The following is a 20,920-nucleotide window of genomic DNA, read 5'->3' as shown; positions in this document are numbered from 1 at the left end:
GCTGAGGCCGACACAGAGCGAGCGGTCGATGGCGTTGGCGATCAAGCGGCGTTGCTCGGCCGACACCGGCGCACCCCGCGCCTTGTCGGTGAACGATGTCGGCAAGATGCGAACCGTCCGCGCCGTGAGAAGGCCGGCCTTGTCAACGGAGAGCCTCGACTGGGTCAACAGACCATCCGACCGCGTCAGCCCTGCGTAGGAGGATAGCGAGCCCGCATGGTCCAACGAGGCAGCAGCGCAGCCCGCGAGCCCCCCGGCCAACAGCAGGACAGCGGCCCTGCCGGTGGCGCTGATGGCGGGTTGCGCACGCGCGCACCCCCGCCCGATCTCCGACCTATCGGTGAGATTGCCCAGCATCGCGTTCCCCGCCCACCTTGAAACAATGGCTCGCGGTCACGAGTGGCAGATGGATTAAGGCGTTTATCGAGCGACTCCCATGTCTGGAAACATGAAGAAACAAAATCTTCGAAACCGCCGCATGCCCCATATTCAGTGCGAATGCTGCGGTGATCGGCTTGCCGCCGACGGCGCGATCTCCGATTGTCCCGCCACGGCAGGGAGAAACATTTCATGTTCGGCGTCATCGAAGGCACAGGCTCCACCGTCGTCGACCCGCGCTTCCACCGCGTCATTCCCGGTTCGGCGCGAGTCGAGCGACTGTGGAGCGGCTCGCGCTGGGCCGAGGGACCGGCCTGGTTCCGGGCTCACAACACGCTGGTCTGGTCCGACATCCCCAATGACCGGATGCTGCGCTACGACGCAGCTTCCGGCCAGATGAGCGTGTTCCGCCAGCCGGCACGGAACTCCAACGGCAACACGGTCGATCCCCGCGGGCGTCTCGTCACCTGCGAGCATGGCGGGCGGCAGGTGACGCGCACCGAGCATGACGGCTCGATCACGGTGCTCGCCAGCCACTGGCAGGGCAAGCGGCTGAATTCGCCGAACGATCTCGTGGTGAAGTCGGACGGCTCGATCTGGTTCACCGATCCCGACTACGGCATCCTCAGCGACTATGAAGGCAACAAGGCCGAGAGCGAGATCGGAGCGTGCCATGTCTACCGCATCGATGGACAGAGCGGCGCACTGACGATCGTCGCGGACGATTTCGTCAAGCCCAATGGCCTCGCCTTCTCGCCGGACGAGCGCCTCCTCTACATCGCCGACACCGGCGCCAGCCACGATCCTGTGAATGGCCCACGCCATATCCGAGCCTGCGAGGTCACACCGGATGGGACCGGACTTGCGCGCTCCACCGTCTTCGCGACCTGCACGGCTGGGCTGTTCGACGGGTTTCGGCTCGATGTCGAAGGGCGCATCTGGACCAGCGCCGCCGACGGCGTCCACATCTACCATCAGGACGGCACACTGATCGGCAAGATCGCGATCCCCGAGGTCGTCGCCAATGTCTGCTGGGGCGGTCCCCGGCTCAACCGCCTCTTCATCTGCGGCACGAGTTCACTCTATGCCGTGCTGACCAATACGAACGGTGCGAGCTGGCCGAGCGGCTGACATCAGATTTTACCCAACCTCCGGCCCTCATCCGGGGCACGGCTGCTGGCACAGCCCTTGCTGAACTGCATGCACCTTCTCCCGCGGAGCTGCATGCATGTTCAAACGTCTGGCTATTTCAGCCGCACTCGCCTTTTCCCTCGCCACCGCGGCGCAGGCGGAATCGGTGATACGCTACGGCATCTCGATGGCGGATATCCCGCTGACCTCCGGCCAGCCCGATCGCGGCGCCGGTGCGTACAAGTTCACTGGCTATACGCTGTACGACCCGCTCGTCGCCTGGGAGATGGATGTCGCGGACCGGCCGGGCAAGCTCGTGCCGGGCCTCGCGACCGAATGGAAGGTCGATCCGGCCGACCAGAAGAAGTGGCTGTTCACATTGCGCGACGGCGTGAAGTTCCATGACGGCTCGGCGCTCGACGCCGCCGCCGTGGTCTGGAACCTCGACAAGGTGCTGGACGAGAAGGCTGCTCATTACGACCGCCGCCAGGCCGCTCAGGTCAAGCCGCGCCTCCCCTCGGTCGCGAGCTACCGCGTGGTCGATGCGAAGACGGTCGAGATCACCACCAAGGCGGTCGATTCCTTCTTCCCCTACCAGATGCTCTGGTTCCTGGTCTCATCGCCGGCGCAGTACGAGAAGGTCGGCAAGGACTGGGACAAGTTCGCGCTGACGCCCTCGGGCACCGGGCCGTTCAAGCTCGACAAGCTGGTCCCGCGCGAACGCGCCGAGCTCGTCAGGAACGCCGAGTACTGGGACAAGAAGCGCCTCGCCAAGGTCGATCGCCTGATCCTGCTGCCGATGCCGGAGGTGCTGGCGCGCACCAACGCGCTGATCACCGGCCAGGTCGACATGATCGAGACGCCGGCGCCCGACACCGTGCCGCAGCTCAAGGCGGCGAAGATGCGGATCGTCGAGAACGTCACCCCGCATGTCTGGAACTATCATCTCTCGGTCGCGCCGGGCTCGCCCTGGGCCGACGTGCGCCTGCGCAAGGCGCTCAACCTCGCCATCGATCGCGAGGGCGTCGTCGCGTTGATGAACGGGCTTGCGCGGCCCGCTGTCGGCCAGGTCGACCCGACCAGCCCCTGGTTCGGCAAGCCGTCCTTCCAGATCAAGCACGATCCGGAAGCCGCCAAGAAGCTGCTCGCCGAGGCCGGCTACTCCAAGCAGAAGCCGCTCAAGACCACCTTCGTGATCGCGCAGGGGGGCTCCGGCCAGATGCAGTCGCTGCCGATGAACGAGTTCATCCAGCAGAACCTCAAGGATGTCGGCATCGAGGTCGAGTTCAAGGTCGTCGAACTCGAGGTTCTCTACACACGCTGGCGCAAGGGTGCGAAGGACGAGATGAACGCCGACGTCACCTCGAACAACATCGCCTATGTCACCTCGGACCCGCTCTACGCGATCATTCGCTTCTTTCATTCCAGCCAGGTCGCGCCGGTCGGCGTGAACTGGGGGACGTGGTCGAGCCCGGCGGTGGATGCGCTGCTCGACGAAGCGGCCAAGAGCTTCGACGTCGCCAAGCAGGACGAGCTTCTGGCCAAGGCGCACAGTCTGATCGTCGACGACGCCGTGCTCGGCTGGGTCGTGCACGACACCAACCCGCATGCGCTCTCGCCGAAAGTAACGAAATTCGTGCTGGCGCAGCACTGGTTCCAGGACCTGACCACGGTCGGCGTCGACTGATCGAAGCCAGCCGCCGGGGCGTCAGCGCTCCGGCGGATCGGCCTTCATCCGGTCGATGACGAGCGGCATCACGAAGCCGATCACCAGGAAGCGCATCAGATGGTGGGAGCCGACATAGAGCGTGTCGAGCCCCATCGCGAAGGCGAGCATGGCCATGGCCTCCAGCCCTCCCGGCGCGAAGGCCGTCATCGCGTCGGCATAGGAGACCCCGGCCAGGCGAGCGGCTGGCCAGGCAAAGGCGAAGGCGACGGCGAGTGAGACGAAGAGGCCGCCCACCGCCAGCGGAAACAGGTCGAGCAGTTCGTTGCGGGGGATATGGGCTATGCGGCCGCCCATGGTCGAGCCCAGCATCACCAGCACCGCCGTCTGGATCGGCTGCGGCAGGCTGCCCTCGATCACACCCGTGCCATGCAGGACGGCGCTGGCCAAGGTCGCGCCGAACATCATCGGCGCGGCGATGCCCATGCGCTCGAAGACCAGCCCGACGGCAAAGCCACACAGCAACACGAACAGCATCGTCCCCGCGCCGAGGATCACCGAGGCCGAGGCCGGCACGTCGGGGTGGAGCCCGGTCATCTGCATGGCGCTCGGCAACAGAGCCACGAGAACGAGCAGTCGGAACAGCTGGACAACGGAGATCCGCCCGATATTTGCGCCCTTGGCCTGCGCGACCGCGAGGATCGTCGCCAGCGCACCGGGTGTGGCGCCGAGCAGCGCGTCCACCCAGGACCAGCGCGCGACGTAGCGCAAATAGGCGCCGGTCAGCCCCATGATCGCCGCCATGCCCACGAGAAGGACGAGAAGCGAGGCCGGATAGCGGGCGGCAGCGGCCAGGGCGTCGGGCGTCGCTGCCGAACCGATGATCGTGCCGGACAGCAAGACCGTCGAATCGAACCATGAACGGCGCAGGACCGGCAGCGGCCGGATGAGCGCGACGACGGCGCTCAGGATCATCGAACCCGAGAGCCATGCAGCCGGCGCGCCAACAAGCGAGAACAGCAAGCCGCCGATCGCGGCGATGCCGATGACGACCGCCTCTCGCGACCAGATCGCGAGCCTCGTCGAAGGATAATCGAAGCGTACCATGCATCCCTGCCGCGCTGCCGCAACGCGGCAGGCGCGTTCATGACCGCATAGCCAGGCGGGGTCAATTTCCCGTGCGGCAAGCCTTTCGCAGGGCGGACCTGCGCTGGGTGCGGCTCAGCCCGCGAGCGCGCGCTGCAGCCGCTTCACGACTTCCACCAGATCCGAGGATTTGCGGGCGAAGCACAGGCGCAGGCCCGCCTCGCCGCCAGGCCCGAAGGCCGTCCCGGGCGCAAGGCCGACATTGGCCTTGTCGACGAGTTCGATGGCGAGCGCGCGCGAATCCTCGCGGCCATCGACCGAGAAGAACTGGTAGAAAGCGCCGTCCGGCGGGGCCAGCGTGACGCGGTTGGTGGCCTTCAGCCCCTCGGAGATGATCTTGCGCCCTTCCCTCGCCCGCGCGATCTGTTCGGCGACGAAGGGCTCGCCCTCGTCGAGCGCCGCGATGGCGGCGCGCTGGACGAAGACCGGTGAGCCCGAGGTCGAATACTGGATCAGATTCTCGATGATCTGGCCGAAGGCCGGCGGGGCCTCGATCCAACCGATGCGCCAGCCGGTCATGGCCCAGTTCTTCGAGAAGGTCTGGACGAAGAGGACGCGATCCTCCGGCTCCATCACGTCGTGGAAGGAGGCGGCGCGGGCCGAGCCGTCATAAACGAAGCGTGCATAGATCTCGTCGGCGATGATCCAGAGCCCGTGCTTGCGCGCCAGCGCCAGGATTGCGGCGAGCTCATCCCTGGTAGCGGTCCAGCCGGTTGGGTTGGCCGGCGAGTTGATCGCGATCGCGCGGGTCTTCGGCGTGATCGCGGCGGCAAGCCGGTCGAGATCGAGCGTGAAGCGGCCATGGACGTAGTCCATCGGCACATTGACCGGGATCGCGCCGGCGATGCCGATCGCGGCGGCGACGTTCGGCCAGGCCGGCGTCGGGATCGCCACCTCGTCACCTGGGCCGGTGATCATGCGCACGACGATCTGGACCGACTGCATGCCCGAGCCGGTGACGAAGAAGCGGTCCATCGCGAAGGGCTGGCCGTAGAGCGCCGTGTGATAGCGCGCCAGCGCCTCGCGCAGATCGGGAATGCCGCGCTGCCAGGTGTAGAAGGTCTCGCCATCGGCCAGCGACTTGTTGGCGGCGCGCGCGATGAAAGCGGGCGTCGGCAAATCGCCCTCGCCGACCCAGAGCGGGATCAGCCCCTCCTTCAGCCGGCCGTGATTGACGACCTCGACGATGCCGCTCTCAGGGGCATTGCGGGCCTCTGGGCGCAGCCCGGAAATCAGGCTGGAGCCCGCAAGCGTGACAGTGGACATGCGTTTCGACCTCGCGACTGGGAGCAGCCACCTTTAGCCGATGACGGCGCGGGCGGGCATGAAATGACGAGATCGGGTCGATCGGTCGCGGTGATGAATCAGCGCGACCGGGAGAGTCGACTCTATAGGCCGTACGCCCTCTCAGCCCTCATCCTGAGGAGCCATTTCGTCAGAAATAGCGTCTCGAAGGATGCTTTGGATGTGTCCCGAACCTCCTGGAGCATCCTTTGAGACGCCGCTGCGCGGCTCCTCAGGATGAGGGCTGGAGGTTCCGGCCAGATCAGACGGTCTTCTGCTTCAGCAGGTCGCGGATCTCGGTAAGGAGGACGACATCGGCGGCCGGCGGAGGCGGCTCCGCGGGCTTCGACTCCTCCTTGTAGCGGAGCTTGTTGATGCCCTTCACCACCAGGAACAGGACGAAGGCGATGATCAGGAAGTTGAGCGCCGCCGTAGCGAAGGAGCCATAGGCCAGCACGGCGCCCTGCTTCTTCGCCTCTTCGAGGACGGGGGCAGTCACGGCCTTGTTCAGGCCGATGTAATAGTTCGAGAAATCGAGGCCGCCGAGCGCTCCGAAGAACGGCATGATGACGTCGCCGACGAGCGAATCGACGATTTTGCTGAACGCCGCCCCGATGATGACGCCGATCGCGAGATCGACGACATTGCCCTTGAGCGCGAACTTCTTGAATTCCTCGAGCATGCTTTAGCCCCTTCTTCGGTCTGGCGCCCCAGTCCGGCCACGCCGCGTCGCGCAACTGAGGGTAGAGAAGAATGCCAGATGTGGAAACCAGTTCCCACCTGTCGGCATGGTCCTCTAATGTCTTGCCAGCGCAGCGCCCGACGATGGAGGCAGCATGATCCCGGCATGGTCCGTCGTCCTGGTGGCGCTGGCCTATCTGTGCGCGCTGTTCGCGATCGCCCATGCGGCCGACACCTCGGGCCGCCGGCTGGTCAGCGGCAAGGCGCGGGCGACGATCTATGCGCTGGCGCTCGCCGTCTACTGCACCTCCTGGACCTTCTATGGCTCGGTCGGTTTCGCCAGCCGCGCGGGGCTCGATTTCCTCGGTATCTATGTCGGCCCTATCCTGGTGATCGGCTTGGGCCACCGCTTCGTCGGCCGCATCGTCGGCATCGCGAAATCGCAGAACATTACCTCGATCGCGGATTTCGTCGGCGCCCGCTACGGCAAGAGCGAGCGCGTCGCGGCGCTGGTCTGCCTCGTCGCCGTCATCGGCGCGCTGCCCTACATCGCGCTGCAGCTCAAGGCCGTGGCGAATTCGCTGTCCGTGCTGCTCACGGCGACCGGCGGGCACCCGATCACGGCCGACGTGCCGTTCCTCACCGACCTTGCTTTCCTCGTGGCGCTGGTGCTGGCCGGGTTCGCCTGCGCCTTCGGCACGAGGCATATCGACGCCACCGAGCACCAGGACGGCCTTGTGCTGGCGATCGCGGTCGAATCGCTGGTCAAGCTCGTCGCCTTCCTCGTGCTCGGCGTCTTTGTCGTCTACGGGCTCTATGATGGCGCCGGCGATCTCTTCGCCCAGGCGGCGACGCTTCCGGACGGCATGGCGCCGATCTGGGAACGCACCTCGAGCTGGCCGACCTTCCTGACTCTGACCCTGCTCTCGTCCTGCGCCGCGCTGCTGCTGGCGCGCCAGTTCCACATGACGATCGTCGAGAATCGCGACGTGCGCGACGTGCGCCGTGCCGCCTGGATGTTCCCGGTCTATCTCGTCCTGATCAACCTGTTCGTGCTGCCGCTCGCGATGGCGGGCGAATTGCTGATGCCGGGCTCAGGCGTCGACCGCGACATGACGGTGCTGCTGCTGCCGCTGCAGAAGGAGGCCGGGCTGCTCGCCCTGCTGGTCTTCGTCGGCGGGCTGTCGGCCGCGACCGCGATGGTCATCGTCGCCTCGGTCGCGCTCGCGATCATGATCTCCAACCATCTGGTCATGCCCCTGCTGCTGCGCGGGCGGCGCGGGCTCAGCGACCCCGCCGGCTCCGCGGCCCAGCTCGAAACGCAGGGCGCCGGCAATGGCACGATGGGGGGCGATCTCGGCTCGCAGGTCGTGATCATCCGGCGCATCGCGATCCTCGTCGTGATCCTGCTCGGCTATGCCTATTACCGTGCGGCGGGCGAAGCGGCTCTGGTTTCGATCGGCCTGCTCTCCTTCGCCGCAACGGCGCAGATCGCGCCGGCCTTCTTCGGTGGTCTGGTCTGGCGCCGCGGCACGGCGCTCGGCGCCGCAGCCGGGCTGATCATCGGCATCGCGACCTGGGCCTATACGCTGCTGATGCCGAGCGTCGCCCATCCCGGCAGCTACTGGAGCGAAATCGTCGCGCTCGGGCCGTTCGGCAAGGCGGCGCTGCGGCCGGAGTCCCTGTTCGGTCTCGATCTGCCGGCCCTGGCCCATGGCGTGTTCTGGAGCCTCGGGCTCAATGTCCTCGCCTATATCGGCTTCTCGCTGCTGCGACCGGCGACCGCGATGGAACGGCTCCAGGCCAACGCCTTCGTCGAGTCGGACCGAGCGACGATGGCGCAGTCCTTCTCGCTCTGGCGCTCCAGCGTCACCGAATCGGAGCTGCAATCGACGATCGGGCGCTATCTCGGCCAGGAGCGGACGCAGCGCGCCTTCGAGGGCTTCGCCAGCAGCCGCGGCGAGGAACCCAATCCCGGCCGAGACGCTGACATCCATCTCTTGCGCTTCGGCGAGCATCTTCTGTCCTCGGCGATCGGCGCGGCCTCCTCGCGGCTCGTGCTGTCGCTGCTGCTGCGGCGGAGGAACCTGACCACCGAAGCCGCCTTCAAGCTGCTCGACGACGCCTCGGCGGCGCTGCAATACAACCGCGACATCCTGCAGCACGGCCTCGACCATGCCGGCCAGGGCATCACCGTGCTCGATCGCGACCTGCGGCTGCTCGCCTGGAACCAGGCCTTCATCCAGCTCTACGACCTGCCGCCCGCGATGGTGCGGTTCGGCACGGGGCTCGACGAGATCGTGCGCTACAATGCGGCACGCGGCGCCTATGGCGACGGCCAGCAGGACGAGCTGATGGCCGCCCGGCTGCAGAGCTTCGTGCGCGACCGCGAGCCGGTACGCCTCAAGCTCTATCCTTCCAAGAAGGTCATCGAGATCCGCACCAACCCGCTGCCCGATGGCGGCTTCGTCACGACCTATACCGACATCACGGAAGCCGTCGAAGCGCAGGAGGAACTGGAACGCACCAATGAGAGCCTGGAGCGGCGCGTCGTCGAGCGCACCGAGGAGATTCTGCGCGTCAACGCCGAGCTGCAGCGCGCCAAGGCGGAAGCCGAGGAGGCCAATGCATCGAAGACGCGCTTTCTCGCCGCTGCAAGCCACGACATCCTCCAGCCGCTGAACGCCGCGCGGCTCTATGCGACCTCGCTGGTCGAGCGCGACCGGGCGGCGGGCAGCCCCGACCTCGCCGAGAACATCGACGCCTCGCTCGACGCGGTCGAGGAAATCCTGACCGCGCTGCTCGAAATCTCGCGCCTCGACGGCGGCGCGCTGAAGCCCGAGTTGACCTCTTTCCGGCTCGACGAACTGATGCGCCAGCTCCAACGCGAGTTCGAGCCGAGCGCGCAGGAGAAAGGTCTCAAGCTGGTCTTCATGCCGACGAGCCTCGCCGTACGCTCCGACAGGCGGCTGCTGCGGCGGCTGTTGCAGAACCTCGTCTCCAACGCGATCAAATACACCCCCAGCGGCAAGGTGCTGATCGGCTTCCGCCGGCGCGGACCGCAGATCTCGGTCGAAGTCCTGGATACCGGCCTCGGCATTCCCCAGGGAAAGCAGAAGACCGTGTTCCGCGAATTCCAGCGTCTCGACCAGGGCGCGCGGGTGGCGCGCGGGCTGGGCCTCGGCCTCTCGATCGTCCAGCGCATCGCACGTACGCTCGACCACCGGCTGACGCTGGATTCGGCGCCGGGTCGCGGCAGCCGCTTCGCGATTCTGGTGCCGCGCGCTTCGCCTCTGCCGGAGATGAGCACGAGCGCCGCGCCTCGCCAGATCCCGGCCGGGCAACTCGCCGGGCTCAAGCTCCTCGTCATCGACAACGAGCCTGCGATCCTGGACGGGATGAAGCGGCTGCTCGAGGGCTGGGGCTGCGTCGTCACCACCGCCGCCGGGCTCGACGAGGCGCTGATCCTGCTGAAGCGTGGCGAGCCGGACGTCGTCATCGCGGACTACCATCTCGACCATGGCAACGGCCTGACCGCGATCAGCACCCTGCGCGAGCGGGCGCGGGCGCCGATGCCGGCGATCCTGCTGACGGCCGACAGGACGCCGCATGTGCGCGAGGCCGCGAGCGCGCTCGACGTACACCTGCTGAACAAGCCGCTGAAGCCGGGAGCGCTTCGTGCGCTGCTGGCGCAATGGCGCGCGACGCGGGTGGCGGCAGAGTAGGGATCAAACCCTAGTCGCGCGTCCGCAGTTGCATCATCGGGAAGTGCTCATAATAGCCGACACCAGCCTTCACGATTGGGTCTTCGGCGGTGAGCGCGGCGATGTCGGCATCATCCTCGACCTCCCACAAAGCGACGCCATAAGGGCCTGCGGGGTCGACGACGGGGCCATGCGCTACGATCTGGCGAGTTTCGCGCAGCTTGGTTTGCCAGTCGCCATGCTGCTGAAACAGCGCCTTCTCTTCATGAGTGATGGTCTGAAGGAAATCTGCACGAGGCGGAATCCACTTGGTCAGATAGGCTTTCATAGGGGTACTCCTTGGTGATCGGGAACGGCGTGCGGCTTGCGCCGTCCGCTGAGAGCGCCCCGCCGCCTTCAGGCCGCATTCGCCACGCTTTTGAGGATCGATCCCTCGAACATCTTCGGCGCATAGCTTTGCAGGAAGAGGAACATGCCGGTCATCTTGCCCACCGGATTGCTGAATTTCGGGTCCTTTGCCGCGATCAGCTCGGCGATCTTCTTGACGACGGCATCCGGGCTTTCCGCATCGTCGATACCCTTTTTCGTCGCGGCATCGGCCTTGCGGCGATACGCGTCGTAGTCGCTTATCGTCCCGGCCGTCGCCTTTACGGCATTGGCACCGAGGTTGGTCTTGAACCACACCGGCTCGACCATGCTGACCTTGATGTTGAACGGGTTCAGCTCAAAGCGCAGCGACTTGAAATAGCCCTCAACCGCATGCTTCGACGCCGTGTAGAATGACAGATTGGGCGGGCCGATCAGGGCAACGATCGAGCTGACCGTGACGATTTTGCCGGACTTCTGCCGCCGGAAATAGGGCAGGATCGCATTGGTGACCTTCACGGTCCCCCAGAAGTTGGTCTCGAACTGCTGACGAGCCACGTCGAGCGGGGTCTCTTCGGCCAGGCCGGTCACCATGTAACCGGCATTGTTGACCAGGACATCCAGCTTCTTGGCGTGCCGAAATAGTTCATTCGGGAACGCCTGGATGGAAGCATCGTCATCGATGTCGAGGCGCAGGAGCTTGAAAGGGACTTTCCCGGCGTATTTTTCGGGATCACGGCTGGTGCCGATGACGGCGAAGCCCTGCTTGTGAAGCTTGTTTGCGAGCATCAAGCCAAAACCTGACGAAGCGCCAGTGATCAGAACAGTCTGTGTCATGTCATTGCATCCGTCGCATCAATGCGGTGAAAGTAATGGGGTGAGACGACATATGCCTCGCCCTGCCCCCGCTTGCACTAGCGGAACATGCCAACGCAAATTCCGATTGCGTCAATCTCAAGCTCGACGCCACGTTGACGCTTTGGTCGCGAGCTTTGGGCACCTGTAAGGCATCTGCCCAAGATTGGCGCCATCCGCGATTGTTCTGGCATGATCTGCAAGATACCATTGTGCGATGATGAAAGCGGATGCTGGTTTGGCCGGGCGATCGGTTGCCACCTTGGATTATGCCATCTGGCCGGGCTGGCGCTTGCTGATGCAGGATGCGGGATTGGCCACGGCGCCGGTTTTGCGCCGCGCCGATCTACCTGGCGATCTGTTTGCTCGTGATCACGTTCGCCTGACGTCTCAAGATTTCTTCAATCTATGGGTAGCGATCGAGGAAGAGGCCAGATCTCTGGACTTGACGCTACCTGCGCCCTTACGAATTGCAAGGGTGATGACCAGCGACTGGTTCGATCCGGAACTGTTCGCCGCCCTGTGCAGCGCCAATCTCGGCAGTGCGGTAGAGCGCATGGCCAAGTACGCAAGGCTGATCGCACCGATGACGTTCAGCGTCGCACGAACGTCGTTGAACGCCACCCTCACGATCGACTTTCTCGATCACACCAAGACGCCGCCGGGCGTATTCCTCGCTTTCAAGCTCGTTTTCTTTGTCCAGCTCGCACGTCTCGCCACGCGCACTGCGATCAAGCCCCTGAAAGTGGCCTGGCCGTCCGCCGCAGATGCAGACGAAGGCGATGCCGTATTGTACAGAGACTTTTTTGGCGTTTCGGTTGAAGAGGCGCCGTCTGCAACAATTGTCTTTCGTGCAGAGGACTTTGATCGCCGGTTCCTAACTGAAAACCACAAGCTGTGGCAGTTTTTTGAACCGTCCTTGCGTCAACGGCTGGCGCATCTTGATCGCACGGCCAGCATGGTCGAGCGGGTGAGGAGCGCTTTGCTTGAAGCTTTGCCTGCCGGTGATGTCTCCATGCAATCGGTGGGAAAGCGGCTGGGCGTAGGGACGCGCACACTTCAGCGCAGGCTTCAGCAAGAGGGTACGTCGTTTCAGCTCACCCTTGACGCCGTCCGATCTTCATTGGCCGAGCACTACTTGCGCAAGACAATGATGTCGAGCGCTGAGATCACTCTGTTGCTTGGCTTCGAGGATGCGAATTCCTTCGTTCGTGCCTTCCGTGGATGGACCGGGACAACGCCTCAAGCTGTTCGACGGGGGGCTTCTCAATCGCATCGTGCTGGTACGAATGGGGGCGGAGCTTCGACCGAAAAAGGCTCGGAAGAACCAATCGCAGAGGAAGCGCGCCACTTGCGCTAACTACGGACAACCAAAAGAGCCTCAGTCAGCCCATGCGCAGCAGTTCTTTTTGATCGAAGCATGGGGCGAGAAGGCGATTGCCCTTCCCACGTCGGTAGGTCATCGCTTGGCGCACGATCGCCACGATCAATTTCGTAAAGCAGGACCGCCGCTGCCGTCGTGGCGCTCCCATGGTGAACCTGGTCCATAGTGCATCCCTCCAGCTCTCCGAAAACACTGCACCATCATAATCCGGGATCAAACACCTAGATCATCGCACGTCCTGCCGGACGCGATAACGATGATCCGTCCATCTGTCATCGCATCGGATTTGTCCGAAAAGTGGAATCCACTTTTCGGTCCGATGCTATAGTCGCGCTCTCGCGCATCGCCTCCTCGGAGGCGAGGAAGGCCTCAACCTCAGGGCCTTGTGGCGGGCTTTCCTGCAATGTCCCGATTTCGGCCATCAGGCGCGCGACAGGGACGTAAGCGCGCCCGGCCCGGTCATACAGAGCCGCGCGCACGAGCGCATGGGCCGCAACGATCTCCGAACCGTCGCTGGCCCGGCTGAGCACGCGATGCTGGATCACCAGCCAGGATTCGGTCCAGCACAGGATCGCGGTCTCGATCCGGAAGTGCCGGAACGGGCGCAGTTCGCGGCGGAAGCGGATCATACCGGCGTTGACCACCGGCACCCAGCGATGCTTCAGCACCGCGCGCCACAGCCCCGTGCGCAGCATCAGGTCGGTGCGCCCGAGATCCATCAGCGACCAGTAGCGACCATTGTTCATGTGCAGGCTGGTGTCGAGGTCGTGGGGCCAGACGCGGAAGTCCAGCAGCGATGGATCGGCCAACGGCTCGAGGCGCGGGCGGAACGGGCTGGTCAGCAGCAGCCAGATCAGGCGGAACCAGAGATTCATGGAGGCCTCGCGCAGTGGGCGGGGGCGCCCGCCGACGCTTCTAACGGGCAATGGTTTATATTGAAACCATTCCATTTGCATCGGAACCGCCGCGTCAGCCCGGACACGTCGCGAAGCGGCGCAGCTCCGGGATCCATCATAGGGCAGCGACGAAACCCTATGATGGATCCCGGCACTCCGCTGCGCTTCGGCCGGGATGACGTCACGGTTCGTGTGCACTATTCGCTTCTGACCAGCCCCGACGGGATGCCCCGACCATGTCGACCCTGCATGTCTCCCCCTTGTCGAAGCTCCACGAAACTGTGGCCCGCGTCGGCGCGAGCCATCTGGTCACGCTGATCAACGTCAACACTGTGGTCGAGCGCCCGGCCAGCATCGCCGAAAGCCGCCATCTCTTCCTCGGCATGTCCGACATCGGCGCCCCGATGGAGGGTCATGTCGTGCCGGCAGAGGATCATGTCGAACGCTTCCTCGCCTTCGTCCGGGATTGGGACCGCACCGCGCCGCTCGTCATCCATTGCTGGGCCGGGATCAGCCGCTCGACGGCGGCAGCCTATATCGCTGCCTGCGCTCTGGGGCCCCGGCGCGACGAGGAGGAAATCGCGGCGGAGCTACGGGCAGCCTCCCCTTCTGCGACCCCCAATGCCCGCCTGGTCGCGATCGCGGACTGGATCCTGTGCCGCGAGGGCCGGATGAGCGCGGCGATCGAGCGGATCGGGCGCGGAGCGGACGCTTTCGAGGGCATGCCCTTTGCCCTACGGCTCGGCTGACGGAAGCGCGCAGCCGATGCCCGCAGCTTCGTGCGGCCTTTGAGCAGGACGCCGCGGATATCGGCGCTCCGATCCAAAATCGATGCAGAAAATTGCTTGCGTGGCGCGGAATTTGCGACAATGCATCGCGCAGGGGATACCGGCATCATGACCATCGAACTCGATTCACGCGACCGCGCCATCCTGCGCATCCTGCAGGCCGATGGGCGCATCACGAACTCGGATCTCGCCGAGAAGGTGCATCTGTCGCCCTCGGCCTGCCTTCGCCGCGTCCGGCAGCTCGAGGAGAGCGGACTGATTCGCGGCTACGCGATGATCCTGGACGACAAGATCGCGGGGTTTCCGGGCACCGCCTTCGTCTTCGTCACGCTAGACCAGCAGGGCCGCGCCTCGCTCGAAGGCTTCGAGCAGGCGGTACAGAACCTGCCGGAGATCCTGGAATGCCATCTGCTCGCCGGCGCCCACGACTATCTGATGCGGGTGATCTATCGCGACAGCGCCGATTTCGAGCGCATCCACACCGACATCATCACGCAGCTTCCGGGCGTCACCCGCGTGCAGTCGACGCTGACGCTGCGCAGCATCAAGAAAAGCTCGGCGCTGCCGGTCTGAGATTGTCAGGAGCGCTGCCGCGACCCGGCTCTCGGGGTTGCGAGGCAGGCCGCTCCAGCCGATAAGCATCCCGCAAACGGGAATCACGCTGTGAGCGAAGCCACATCCAATGACGACGTCGCGGCCCTGCCCTTCGAGGCGGCGCTGAAGCAGCTCGAGGACATCGTCGCGCGACTGGAGCGAGGCGACGTGCCGCTCGAGGAATCGATCGCGATCTACACCCGCGGCGAGGCGCTGAAGGCGCGCTGCGACGCGCTGCTGAAGCAGGCCGAGGCCCGCATCGAGCGCATCACGCTCTCCGCCGATGGCAAGCCGACCGGCACCGCGCCGCTCGACGTCGACAAGTAGGTATTTTCGGAAGCGAGTCCGGCCTCTCTCTTGCGAGCGGGCGACGGAAGGGCCAATCTTCGCTGCGTGATCCTGGAGCCTGCCGCCTATTCCCGGAACCACCCCGTCATCCCGTGCTTGCCACGGGATCCATCGGAGGGCTCCGGAACTCTACGATGGATCCCGGAGCAGCGCTGCTTCGCAGCTTGTCCGGGATGACGCCGCGGTTCCGGCGATAAAGTCAGCATCCTCGAGCCGACCGTATCAGGAGCCCCCGCCATGTCCCAGCTTCCCGCCGAAGACCCTATTCCCGGCGATGCTCGCTCCTGCGCGGCGATCGAACAGGTCATCGTGCCGCGCGCGCATGATCTCGGCGGCTTCTCGGTCCGGCGCGCCCTGCCGTCGATCGGGCGCAAGATGGTCGGGCCCTTCATCTTCTTCGACCAGATGGGCCCGGCCGAGTTCCATCTCGGCGAAGGGCTCGACGTGCGGCCGCACCCGCATATCGGGCTCTCGACCCTGACCTATCTGTTCGACGGCGAGATCATGCATCGCGACTCGCTCGGCACCGAGCTCGCTATCAGGCCGGGCGCGGTCAATCTGATGACGGCCGGGCGCGGCATCGTCCATTCCGAGCGCACGGGGCTGGAAGCGCGCGCCAGCGGGCCGAAGCTCTACGGCATCCAGGCCTGGCTCGCCCTGCCGCAGACGCATGAGGAGATCGCGCCCGCGTTCAAGCACCATACTGCGCCGGAGCTGCCGCGCATCGTCGAGGGCGGCAAGCGCATCAGCCTTATCATGGGTTCGGCCTATGGCCAGACCTCGCCGGTCCAGTTCCCCTGGGACGCGCTCTATGCCGAGGCCGTGCTGTCGCCGGGCGCGATCCTGCCGCTCGACCCCGATTACGACGAGCGCGCGATCTACATCGTCTCGGGCAAGGTCGACATCGCCGGCGACGAGTTCGGTGCCGGACAATTGCTCGTGTTCAAGCCTGGCGACCGCATCTCGATCCTCGGCGTCGACCAGACCCGCCTGATGATCGTCGGCGGCGAGCCGATGGACAGCAAGCGCTACATCTGGTGGAACTTCGTCTCCTCCTCGAAGGAGCGCATCGAGCAGGCCAAGGCGGAATGGAAAGCCGGCCGCTTCGACACCGTGCCCGGCGACGAGACGGAGTTCATTCCGCTGCCTGAGGGCTGAGAGAGCTCGCTGCCCCAACGATGCTCATCCTGGTTCTCGGCGGCTATGGCTTCATCGGCGGCGAGATCGCTCGCGCGCTCCACGCAGCAGGCCACAACGTGGTTGGACTCGGCCGTGATGCCGCTTTCGGCCGGCGCTTGCTACCGGTCATCACGTGGATCGGCGCGGATCTTGCCGATCTGACGACTGCGGAAGCATGGGCGCCGCATCTCGTCGGGGTCGAGGCGGTCGTGAATGCGTCGGGCGCCTTGCAGGACGGAGCGCGCGACAATGTCGTCACAACGCAGCAGAGCGCGATCGAGGCGCTGATCACGGCATGTGAGGCGCAGTCCATCCGCTATTTCGTACAGATCTCGGCACCGGGCGCGACGCCGGAGGCGAACACCGACTTCCTGCGAACGAAGGGCAACGCCGATCAAGTGCTGATGCACAGCAACCTCGATTGGACCGTGCTGAAGCCCGGGCTCGTCATCGGCCCAAACGCCTATGGCGGCACCGCGCTCCTGCGCATGCTGGCCGGTCTACCGTTTTCAGAAGTGCTAGTCCTGGCCGACCGTGAGATTCAGACCGTCGCGTCGTGTGACGTCGCAAATACAGTCGTCATGGTGATCGCCGGCGACATGCCGAAGCGATCGACATTCGATCTGGTCGCTCCCGACACCTACACGCTGCGGACGATCGTCCGCCGCTTTCGCGCCTGGCTCGGCCTGCCGCCTGCCAAGTTGGTTATGACTCTGCCCGAATGGGCCGGTTCCGGTGTGGCCGTGTTCGCCGATATTGCGGGCCGGTTCGGGTGGCGCTCGCCCCTGCGCAGCACCGCGCTCACCGTTCTCGCTGCGCATGTCCGAGGCGACGGCACGGCCTTCGAGCGCGCAACCGGCCGACGTCTGTTGAGCTTGGACGAAACGCTTGCGGCCATGCCGTCGACGCGACAGGAGCGCGTCTTCGCCAAGGCGCAACTCGTCTTCCCCATCCTCGTCGTTACGTTGTCCCTCTTCTGGCTGCTGTCGGGGCTGATCGGACTTTGGCGATGGCCGACAGCGGCGGCGATGCTTCCGGACACCGTGCCAGATGCAATCGGCGCGGCAGCCGTCATCAGCGGATCTCTGGTCGATCTCCTGATCGGAGCAGGGCTCATGGTGCGCCGCTGGTTCCCGCGCGCTGCGCTGGCGTCCATTGCGGTTTCTGCGCTCTATCTGGCCGGCGGAACGCTGCTGAAGCCGGAACTCTGGGCCGATCCTCTCGGGCCCCTGGTCAAGGTCCTGCCCGCGATCGCTCTGGCGCTCGCGGCGCTCGCCATGTCGGACGAACGCTGATGGACTGGCTGATCTTTCTGCGCTGGCTTCACGTCATTGGTGCCACGGTGTTGCTTGGCACCGGGGCGGGTATCGCATTCTTCATGGTCATGGCTCATCGCACACGCGAACCGGCGCTGATCGCCCATGTTGCCGGCACAGTCGTGATCGCCGACTGGCTCTTTACCGGACTTGCCGTGCTGTTGCAGCCGGTGACGGGGGTGTTGCTCGCGCTCGAAATCGGCTGGCCGCTGTCGGAAGGCTGGATCGTCCTGTCGCTAGCGCTCTACGTCGTTGCGGGCATGTTTTGGCTGCCTGTAGTCTGGATTCAGAAGCGCCTACGCGACCTTGCGCGTATGGCGGCGAACTCCGGCGAGGCGCTGCCGACGGCCTATCAGAGGCTCTACTGGATCTGGTTCGCCTGTGGCTTTCCGGCCTTCGCTGCCGTGCTCGCGATCATCTGGCTCATGTTGGCCAGGCCAACGATCACGCTGGGCTGAGTTCTCCATCCGGCATCTGCCTCAGCCGTGGCATGCTCGAAGCCAGGATCGCCAGCGTCGAGAGGCCGAAGAGCACGACCGGCAGCCAGATCGCGACGCTAAGCCCGAACCATTCCCCCGCCATCCCACCAGCGAGTGCGCCGATCGGGCGCATGCCGTACATCGCCGTGGTCAGCGTCGCACTGACGCGGCCCAGCAGAGGCTGGGGCGTCACGGCCTGGCGCAGGCTGGTCTGGGTGATGAACCAGAGGATCGGCCCGAAACCGAACAGGAAAAAGGCGAACGCGAGCGCGAGCCAACCGAATGTCGTCGGCGCCAAGGCCAGAAGAGCGGCTCCGACGAGGGACGAGGCGGGTCCGAAGACCAGCAGCAGCCCCGTCGGCAATCGCGCGATCAAGGCCGCACCGCTGAGCGCGCCAGCGATCAGCCCCGCGCCATAGACCGAGGAGGCCAGGCCGATCGTTTCCGGCGCGAGCAGCAGGATGCGGGCGGCATAGGGTGCGGCCATGGCCGTGAAGGCGAAGAAGGCGAGGTTCCAGGCGATGGCGCAGAGCGCGATCGGCCGGAGATAAGGATGGCGCGCGACGAACAGACCCCCCTCCGCGATGGCGCGATGCAGTGGCTGGCGCGGCTGTGCCGCTGGCCGTTCGCCCGGCAGCATCGCAGCGGCCGCCAGCACCAGCACACCCGCCAGAGCGCATAGCAGGAGGCCGAGCCAGCCCTGCCCGCGGGCCACCGCCCAGCCGGCGATCAGCGGCGCGGCGAGGCTGAAGCAGGCGCGGCCGAGTTCCAGCCGGCCATTGGCACGCGGCAGAGCCGCGACCTCGACCGCGCGCGGCATCAGCACGAAGATCGACAGCGCGATCACGACCGGCCCCGTCGCCGCGACGAAGGTCGAGCCGGCCAGCATCCAGCCAGCCTCGGCCATCGCCAGCAGCGCCGCGCCAGCCAGTGCGCCGACGATCATCACCACGCCGCCGATGCGGATCAGGCCGCGCGGCGCGACGCGATCAGCGAAGACGCCGGCCGGCAACGAGACCAGCAGCCAGGCGGCCGATTGCGCCGCGACCAAGAGGCCGACCAAGCGTGGGCTCGCACCGGCCTGCGTCGCCGCCAGCGTGATCGTATCGAGCGCCAGCCTGTCGGCGAACTGGGCCATGACGCCTGCGAGCAGGAGGGCCGGCAGAAACGGGGAGGACATCGCGCAATCTCCTGCTTAAACGTCAGCAGGTCTTCTCAGGGATACGCGACTGCTCCCACCCGATTCCTGTCGAGCTGGCGTGGAACATCCCAGATGACGCGCATCGAGCCACGGCTTCACCCGGCCGCGTTCACGCCACGAGCGGCGGAACCTTCAGATGATAGTCCGTCGCCTGCTGCAGCGCATAGCCGATGCGCAGCGCCGTCGCCTCCTCGTAGCCCTGGCAGCAGATCTGTAGGGACAGCGGCAGCCCCGTCGCGGTGAAGCCGTTGGGCAGCGACAGCGCACACATCTCGAGGAAATTGCCGAAACGCGTGAAACGGGAGGGCAGCACGTTCTGATCGACCTCGTCGAGGCGGATCGCCGGCGTCGCCGTGCTCGGCGTCAGCAAGGCATCCGTACCGGCGAGCGCGGCCGCCATCGCCCGCTTCGCTTCCACCTGGCGAAGCTTGGTCGCGAGATAGTCCTGAGCTGACAATCGGGCGCCGTCGAGCAGCCGGGCACGCACGCTCTCGTCGAGCACGGCCGATGGGTCTGCGGCCAGGACACCATCGTTGAACCAGGCCTCCGCCTGCACGATGGCGGAGGTGCCCAGGAAATCGGCGAACGCATAGGGCAACTTCACATCGACGATCTCGGCGCCGAGACCGGCCAATGTCTCCAGCGAACGGTCATAGGCGGCGAGCATCTCGCCATCGACTCCCTCGCGCTCTGCATCCGGCATGCGTGCCAGCCGCAGGCCGCGAACGCCGCGCTTCAGGATCGGCGTCGGATCGGCCGGGAGAATGCCGCGCGTATTCGGATCGAGCGGGTCCGGCCCTTGCAGCACATTATAGAGCAAAGCGACGTCCTCGACGTTGCGGGCCATCGGGCCGGGCGTGTCGAGCGAGGCCGAGAGCGGGACGACGCCATGGGTCGAGATACGGCCGATCGTGACCTTGAGCCCGGTCAAACCGCAGAACGACGCCGGCAGCCTGACCGAGCCTCCGGTGTCCGTGCCGATTGCCCATGGCGCGAGCCTGGCGGCGACCGCGACACCCGAACCGCTGCTGGAGCCGCCCGGCGTGCGGGGGTGGGTTGCGTCCCACGGATTCCAGGGCGTGCCCATATGCTGGTTCGTGCCCCAGCCGCCATAGGCGAATTCGACGGTATGGGTCTTGCCGAGCATGATCATGCCCTGCGCGACCATGCGCCGCGCGATCGTGGCGGTCACCGTCGAGCGGCGCTCGCGCCAATGCATCGAGCCGCCGGTCGTGATCCGGCCTTCCAGATCGACGAGGTCCTTCAACGCGACCGGCACGCCATGCAGCGGGCCGACGGCATGGCCCGAACGGATCGCCTTGTCGGCGCCCTCCGCGGCAAGGCGAGCATCGGCAGCGTAGACCTCGACGAAGGCCCGCAGCTGCGGCTCGAAGCGCTCGATCCGTTGCAGCAGCGCATCGACGACATCAACCGGCGACAAGCGCCGCGCCGCGATCTCGCGCGCCAGAACATGCGCCGGCAGCAAAGCGGGGTCGGATGTGGCGGGACCTGCGTCGTTCATCG

Annotated in this window: 18 protein-coding genes and 1 pseudogene; 10 read left to right on the top strand and 9 right to left on the bottom strand. The window is 65.6% G+C overall.

Going from position 1 to position 20,920, the window contains the following annotated elements; genetic code table 11:
* Nucleotides 1–12: 12 nt before the first annotated feature.
* Nucleotides 13–357 (bottom strand): annotated as a pseudogene (locus AC1RMY_RS13105) (DUF3313 domain-containing protein); the annotation flags it as partial.
* Nucleotides 358–570: 213 nt separating this feature from the next.
* Between AC1RMY_RS13105 and AC1RMY_RS13100 the strand changes: the two are divergent.
* Together AC1RMY_RS13100 and AC1RMY_RS13095 are read left to right on the top strand one after the other, a co-directional pair.
* Nucleotides 571–1,509, top strand: coding sequence for an SMP-30/gluconolactonase/LRE family protein (locus AC1RMY_RS13100; protein WP_492865050.1), 939 nt, complete (start codon nt 571–573; stop codon nt 1,507–1,509).
* Between the two features lie 97 nt (nt 1,510–1,606).
* Entirely contained in the window at nt 1,607–3,196 is a 1,590-nt protein-coding gene (locus AC1RMY_RS13095; protein WP_492865048.1) for an ABC transporter substrate-binding protein, read from the top strand.
* A 21-nt stretch (nt 3,197–3,217) separates the two neighbouring features.
* Here the strand turns inward: AC1RMY_RS13095 and AC1RMY_RS13090 are convergent, their stop codons facing one another.
* From AC1RMY_RS13090 to mscL, 3 genes are all read right to left on the bottom strand, one after another.
* Nucleotides 3,218–4,282 carry an AbrB family transcriptional regulator gene (locus AC1RMY_RS13090; RefSeq protein WP_492865046.1) on the bottom strand — a complete coding sequence of 355 codons (1,065 nt, stop codon included), beginning with the start codon at nt 4,280–4,282 and terminating at the stop codon, nt 3,218–3,220.
* Between the two features lie 114 nt (nt 4,283–4,396).
* The gene (locus tag AC1RMY_RS13085) at nt 4,397–5,587 is read right to left on the bottom strand and encodes a pyridoxal phosphate-dependent aminotransferase (RefSeq protein ID WP_492865044.1); all 1,191 of its coding nucleotides are present in this window, start codon (nt 5,585–5,587) and stop codon (nt 4,397–4,399) included.
* Between the two features lie 280 nt (nt 5,588–5,867).
* Complete coding sequence (gene mscL, locus AC1RMY_RS13080; protein ID WP_492865042.1) at nt 5,868–6,287, bottom strand: large conductance mechanosensitive channel protein MscL; 420 nt, start codon at nt 6,285–6,287, stop codon at nt 5,868–5,870.
* A 154-nt stretch (nt 6,288–6,441) separates the two neighbouring features.
* Here mscL and AC1RMY_RS13075 point away from each other — a divergent pair, with 154 nt between their 5' ends.
* A complete protein-coding gene (locus tag AC1RMY_RS13075; RefSeq protein ID WP_492865040.1) occupies nt 6,442–10,011 on the top strand; it encodes a hybrid sensor histidine kinase/response regulator in 3,570 nt (1,189 codons plus the stop codon).
* A 10-nt stretch (nt 10,012–10,021) separates the two neighbouring features.
* Here the strand turns inward: AC1RMY_RS13075 and AC1RMY_RS13070 are convergent, their stop codons facing one another.
* Complete coding sequence (locus AC1RMY_RS13070; RefSeq protein WP_492865039.1) at nt 10,022–10,318, bottom strand: YciI family protein; 297 nt, start codon at nt 10,316–10,318, stop codon at nt 10,022–10,024.
* A 68-nt stretch (nt 10,319–10,386) separates the two neighbouring features.
* Nucleotides 10,387–11,193 carry an SDR family NAD(P)-dependent oxidoreductase gene (locus AC1RMY_RS13065; protein WP_492865037.1) on the bottom strand — a complete coding sequence of 269 codons (807 nt, stop codon included), beginning with the start codon at nt 11,191–11,193 and terminating at the stop codon, nt 10,387–10,389.
* Between the two features lie 235 nt (nt 11,194–11,428).
* On the opposite strand from AC1RMY_RS13065, the gene AC1RMY_RS13060 reads away from it, so the two are divergent.
* Complete coding sequence (locus AC1RMY_RS13060) at nt 11,429–12,571, top strand: AraC family transcriptional regulator (RefSeq protein WP_492865035.1); 1,143 nt, start codon at nt 11,429–11,431, stop codon at nt 12,569–12,571.
* 296 nt (nt 12,572–12,867) lie between these two features.
* On the opposite strand, the gene AC1RMY_RS13055 is transcribed toward AC1RMY_RS13060, so the two are convergent.
* On the bottom strand, nt 12,868–13,470 hold the full coding sequence (locus AC1RMY_RS13055) for a thioesterase family protein (protein WP_492865034.1): 603 nt from the start codon (nt 13,468–13,470) through the stop codon (nt 12,868–12,870).
* Between the two features lie 257 nt (nt 13,471–13,727).
* Between AC1RMY_RS13055 and AC1RMY_RS13050 the strand changes: the two genes are divergently transcribed.
* The 6 genes from AC1RMY_RS13050 to AC1RMY_RS13025 all read left to right on the top strand — a co-directional run bounded on the left by AC1RMY_RS13050 (nt 13,728) and on the right by AC1RMY_RS13025 (nt 18,174).
* A complete protein-coding gene (locus tag AC1RMY_RS13050) occupies nt 13,728–14,240 on the top strand; it encodes a tyrosine phosphatase family protein (protein ID WP_492865032.1) in 513 nt (170 codons plus the stop codon).
* A gap of 147 nt (nt 14,241–14,387) precedes the next feature.
* Nucleotides 14,388–14,852 (top strand): Lrp/AsnC family transcriptional regulator, encoded by a 465-nt coding sequence (locus tag AC1RMY_RS13045; protein ID WP_066724416.1) that lies wholly within the window; start codon nt 14,388–14,390, stop codon nt 14,850–14,852.
* A 90-nt stretch (nt 14,853–14,942) separates the two neighbouring features.
* Nucleotides 14,943–15,200, top strand: coding sequence for an exodeoxyribonuclease VII small subunit (locus AC1RMY_RS13040; RefSeq protein ID WP_492865030.1), 258 nt, complete (start codon nt 14,943–14,945; stop codon nt 15,198–15,200).
* A gap of 258 nt (nt 15,201–15,458) precedes the next feature.
* Entirely contained in the window at nt 15,459–16,379 is a 921-nt protein-coding gene (locus tag AC1RMY_RS13035; protein WP_492865029.1) for a pirin family protein, read from the top strand.
* A gap of 20 nt (nt 16,380–16,399) precedes the next feature.
* Complete coding sequence (locus tag AC1RMY_RS13030) at nt 16,400–17,695, top strand: SDR family oxidoreductase (RefSeq protein ID WP_492865028.1); 1,296 nt, start codon at nt 16,400–16,402, stop codon at nt 17,693–17,695.
* On the top strand, nt 17,695–18,174 hold the full coding sequence (locus AC1RMY_RS13025) for a DUF2269 family protein (protein WP_492865026.1): 480 nt from the start codon (nt 17,695–17,697) through the stop codon (nt 18,172–18,174). Before AC1RMY_RS13030 ends, AC1RMY_RS13025 begins: the two co-directional genes overlap by 1 nt.
* Here the strand turns inward: AC1RMY_RS13025 and AC1RMY_RS13020 are convergent.
* Nucleotides 18,161–19,375: an MFS transporter gene (locus AC1RMY_RS13020; protein WP_492865024.1), complete on the bottom strand. Its 1,215-nt coding sequence runs from the start codon at nt 19,373–19,375 to the stop codon at nt 18,161–18,163. The two genes, AC1RMY_RS13025 and AC1RMY_RS13020, sit on opposite strands and share 14 nt — an antisense overlap.
* A gap of 130 nt (nt 19,376–19,505) precedes the next feature.
* Complete coding sequence (locus tag AC1RMY_RS13015) at nt 19,506–20,918, bottom strand: amidase (protein ID WP_492865022.1); 1,413 nt, start codon at nt 20,916–20,918, stop codon at nt 19,506–19,508.
* Nucleotides 20,919–20,920: the final 2 nt, after the last annotated feature.

The organism is Allobosea sp. GW822-FHT03F07 (genome assembly GCF_058801345.1).
This window is presented reverse-complemented; position numbering and strand designations above follow the sequence as displayed.

Excerpts from the sequence above, each read along its gene's own strand:
- AC1RMY_RS13030 (WP_492865028.1), top strand. The coding sequence starts at position 16,400 with ATGCTCATCCTGGTTCTCGGCGGCTATGGCTTCATCGGCGGCGAGATC.
- AC1RMY_RS13095 (WP_492865048.1), top strand. The coding sequence starts at position 1,607 with ATGTTCAAACGTCTGGCTATTTCAGCCGCACTCGCCTTTTCCCTCGCC.
- AC1RMY_RS13065 (WP_492865037.1), bottom strand. The coding sequence starts at position 11,193 with ATGACACAGACTGTTCTGATCACTGGCGCTTCGTCAGGTTTTGGCTTG.
- AC1RMY_RS13070 (WP_492865039.1), bottom strand. The coding sequence starts at position 10,318 with ATGAAAGCCTATCTGACCAAGTGGATTCCGCCTCGTGCAGATTTCCTT.
- AC1RMY_RS13050 (WP_492865032.1), top strand. The coding sequence starts at position 13,728 with ATGTCGACCCTGCATGTCTCCCCCTTGTCGAAGCTCCACGAAACTGTG.
- AC1RMY_RS13045 (WP_066724416.1), top strand. The coding sequence starts at position 14,388 with ATGACCATCGAACTCGATTCACGCGACCGCGCCATCCTGCGCATCCTG.
- AC1RMY_RS13090 (WP_492865046.1), bottom strand. The coding sequence starts at position 4,282 with ATGGTACGCTTCGATTATCCTTCGACGAGGCTCGCGATCTGGTCGCGA.
- AC1RMY_RS13060 (WP_492865035.1), top strand. The coding sequence starts at position 11,429 with ATGATGAAAGCGGATGCTGGTTTGGCCGGGCGATCGGTTGCCACCTTG.
- AC1RMY_RS13015 (WP_492865022.1), bottom strand. The coding sequence starts at position 20,918 with ATGAACGACGCAGGTCCCGCCACATCCGACCCCGCTTTGCTGCCGGCG.
- AC1RMY_RS13025 (WP_492865026.1), top strand. The coding sequence starts at position 17,695 with ATGGACTGGCTGATCTTTCTGCGCTGGCTTCACGTCATTGGTGCCACG.
- AC1RMY_RS13020 (WP_492865024.1), bottom strand. The coding sequence starts at position 19,375 with ATGTCCTCCCCGTTTCTGCCGGCCCTCCTGCTCGCAGGCGTCATGGCC.
- AC1RMY_RS13055 (WP_492865034.1), bottom strand. The coding sequence starts at position 13,470 with ATGAATCTCTGGTTCCGCCTGATCTGGCTGCTGCTGACCAGCCCGTTC.
- AC1RMY_RS13035 (WP_492865029.1), top strand. The coding sequence starts at position 15,459 with ATGTCCCAGCTTCCCGCCGAAGACCCTATTCCCGGCGATGCTCGCTCC.
- AC1RMY_RS13100 (WP_492865050.1), top strand. The coding sequence starts at position 571 with ATGTTCGGCGTCATCGAAGGCACAGGCTCCACCGTCGTCGACCCGCGC.
- AC1RMY_RS13075 (WP_492865040.1), top strand. The coding sequence starts at position 6,442 with ATGATCCCGGCATGGTCCGTCGTCCTGGTGGCGCTGGCCTATCTGTGC.
- mscL (WP_492865042.1), bottom strand. The coding sequence starts at position 6,287 with ATGCTCGAGGAATTCAAGAAGTTCGCGCTCAAGGGCAATGTCGTCGAT.
- AC1RMY_RS13085 (WP_492865044.1), bottom strand. The coding sequence starts at position 5,587 with ATGTCCACTGTCACGCTTGCGGGCTCCAGCCTGATTTCCGGGCTGCGC.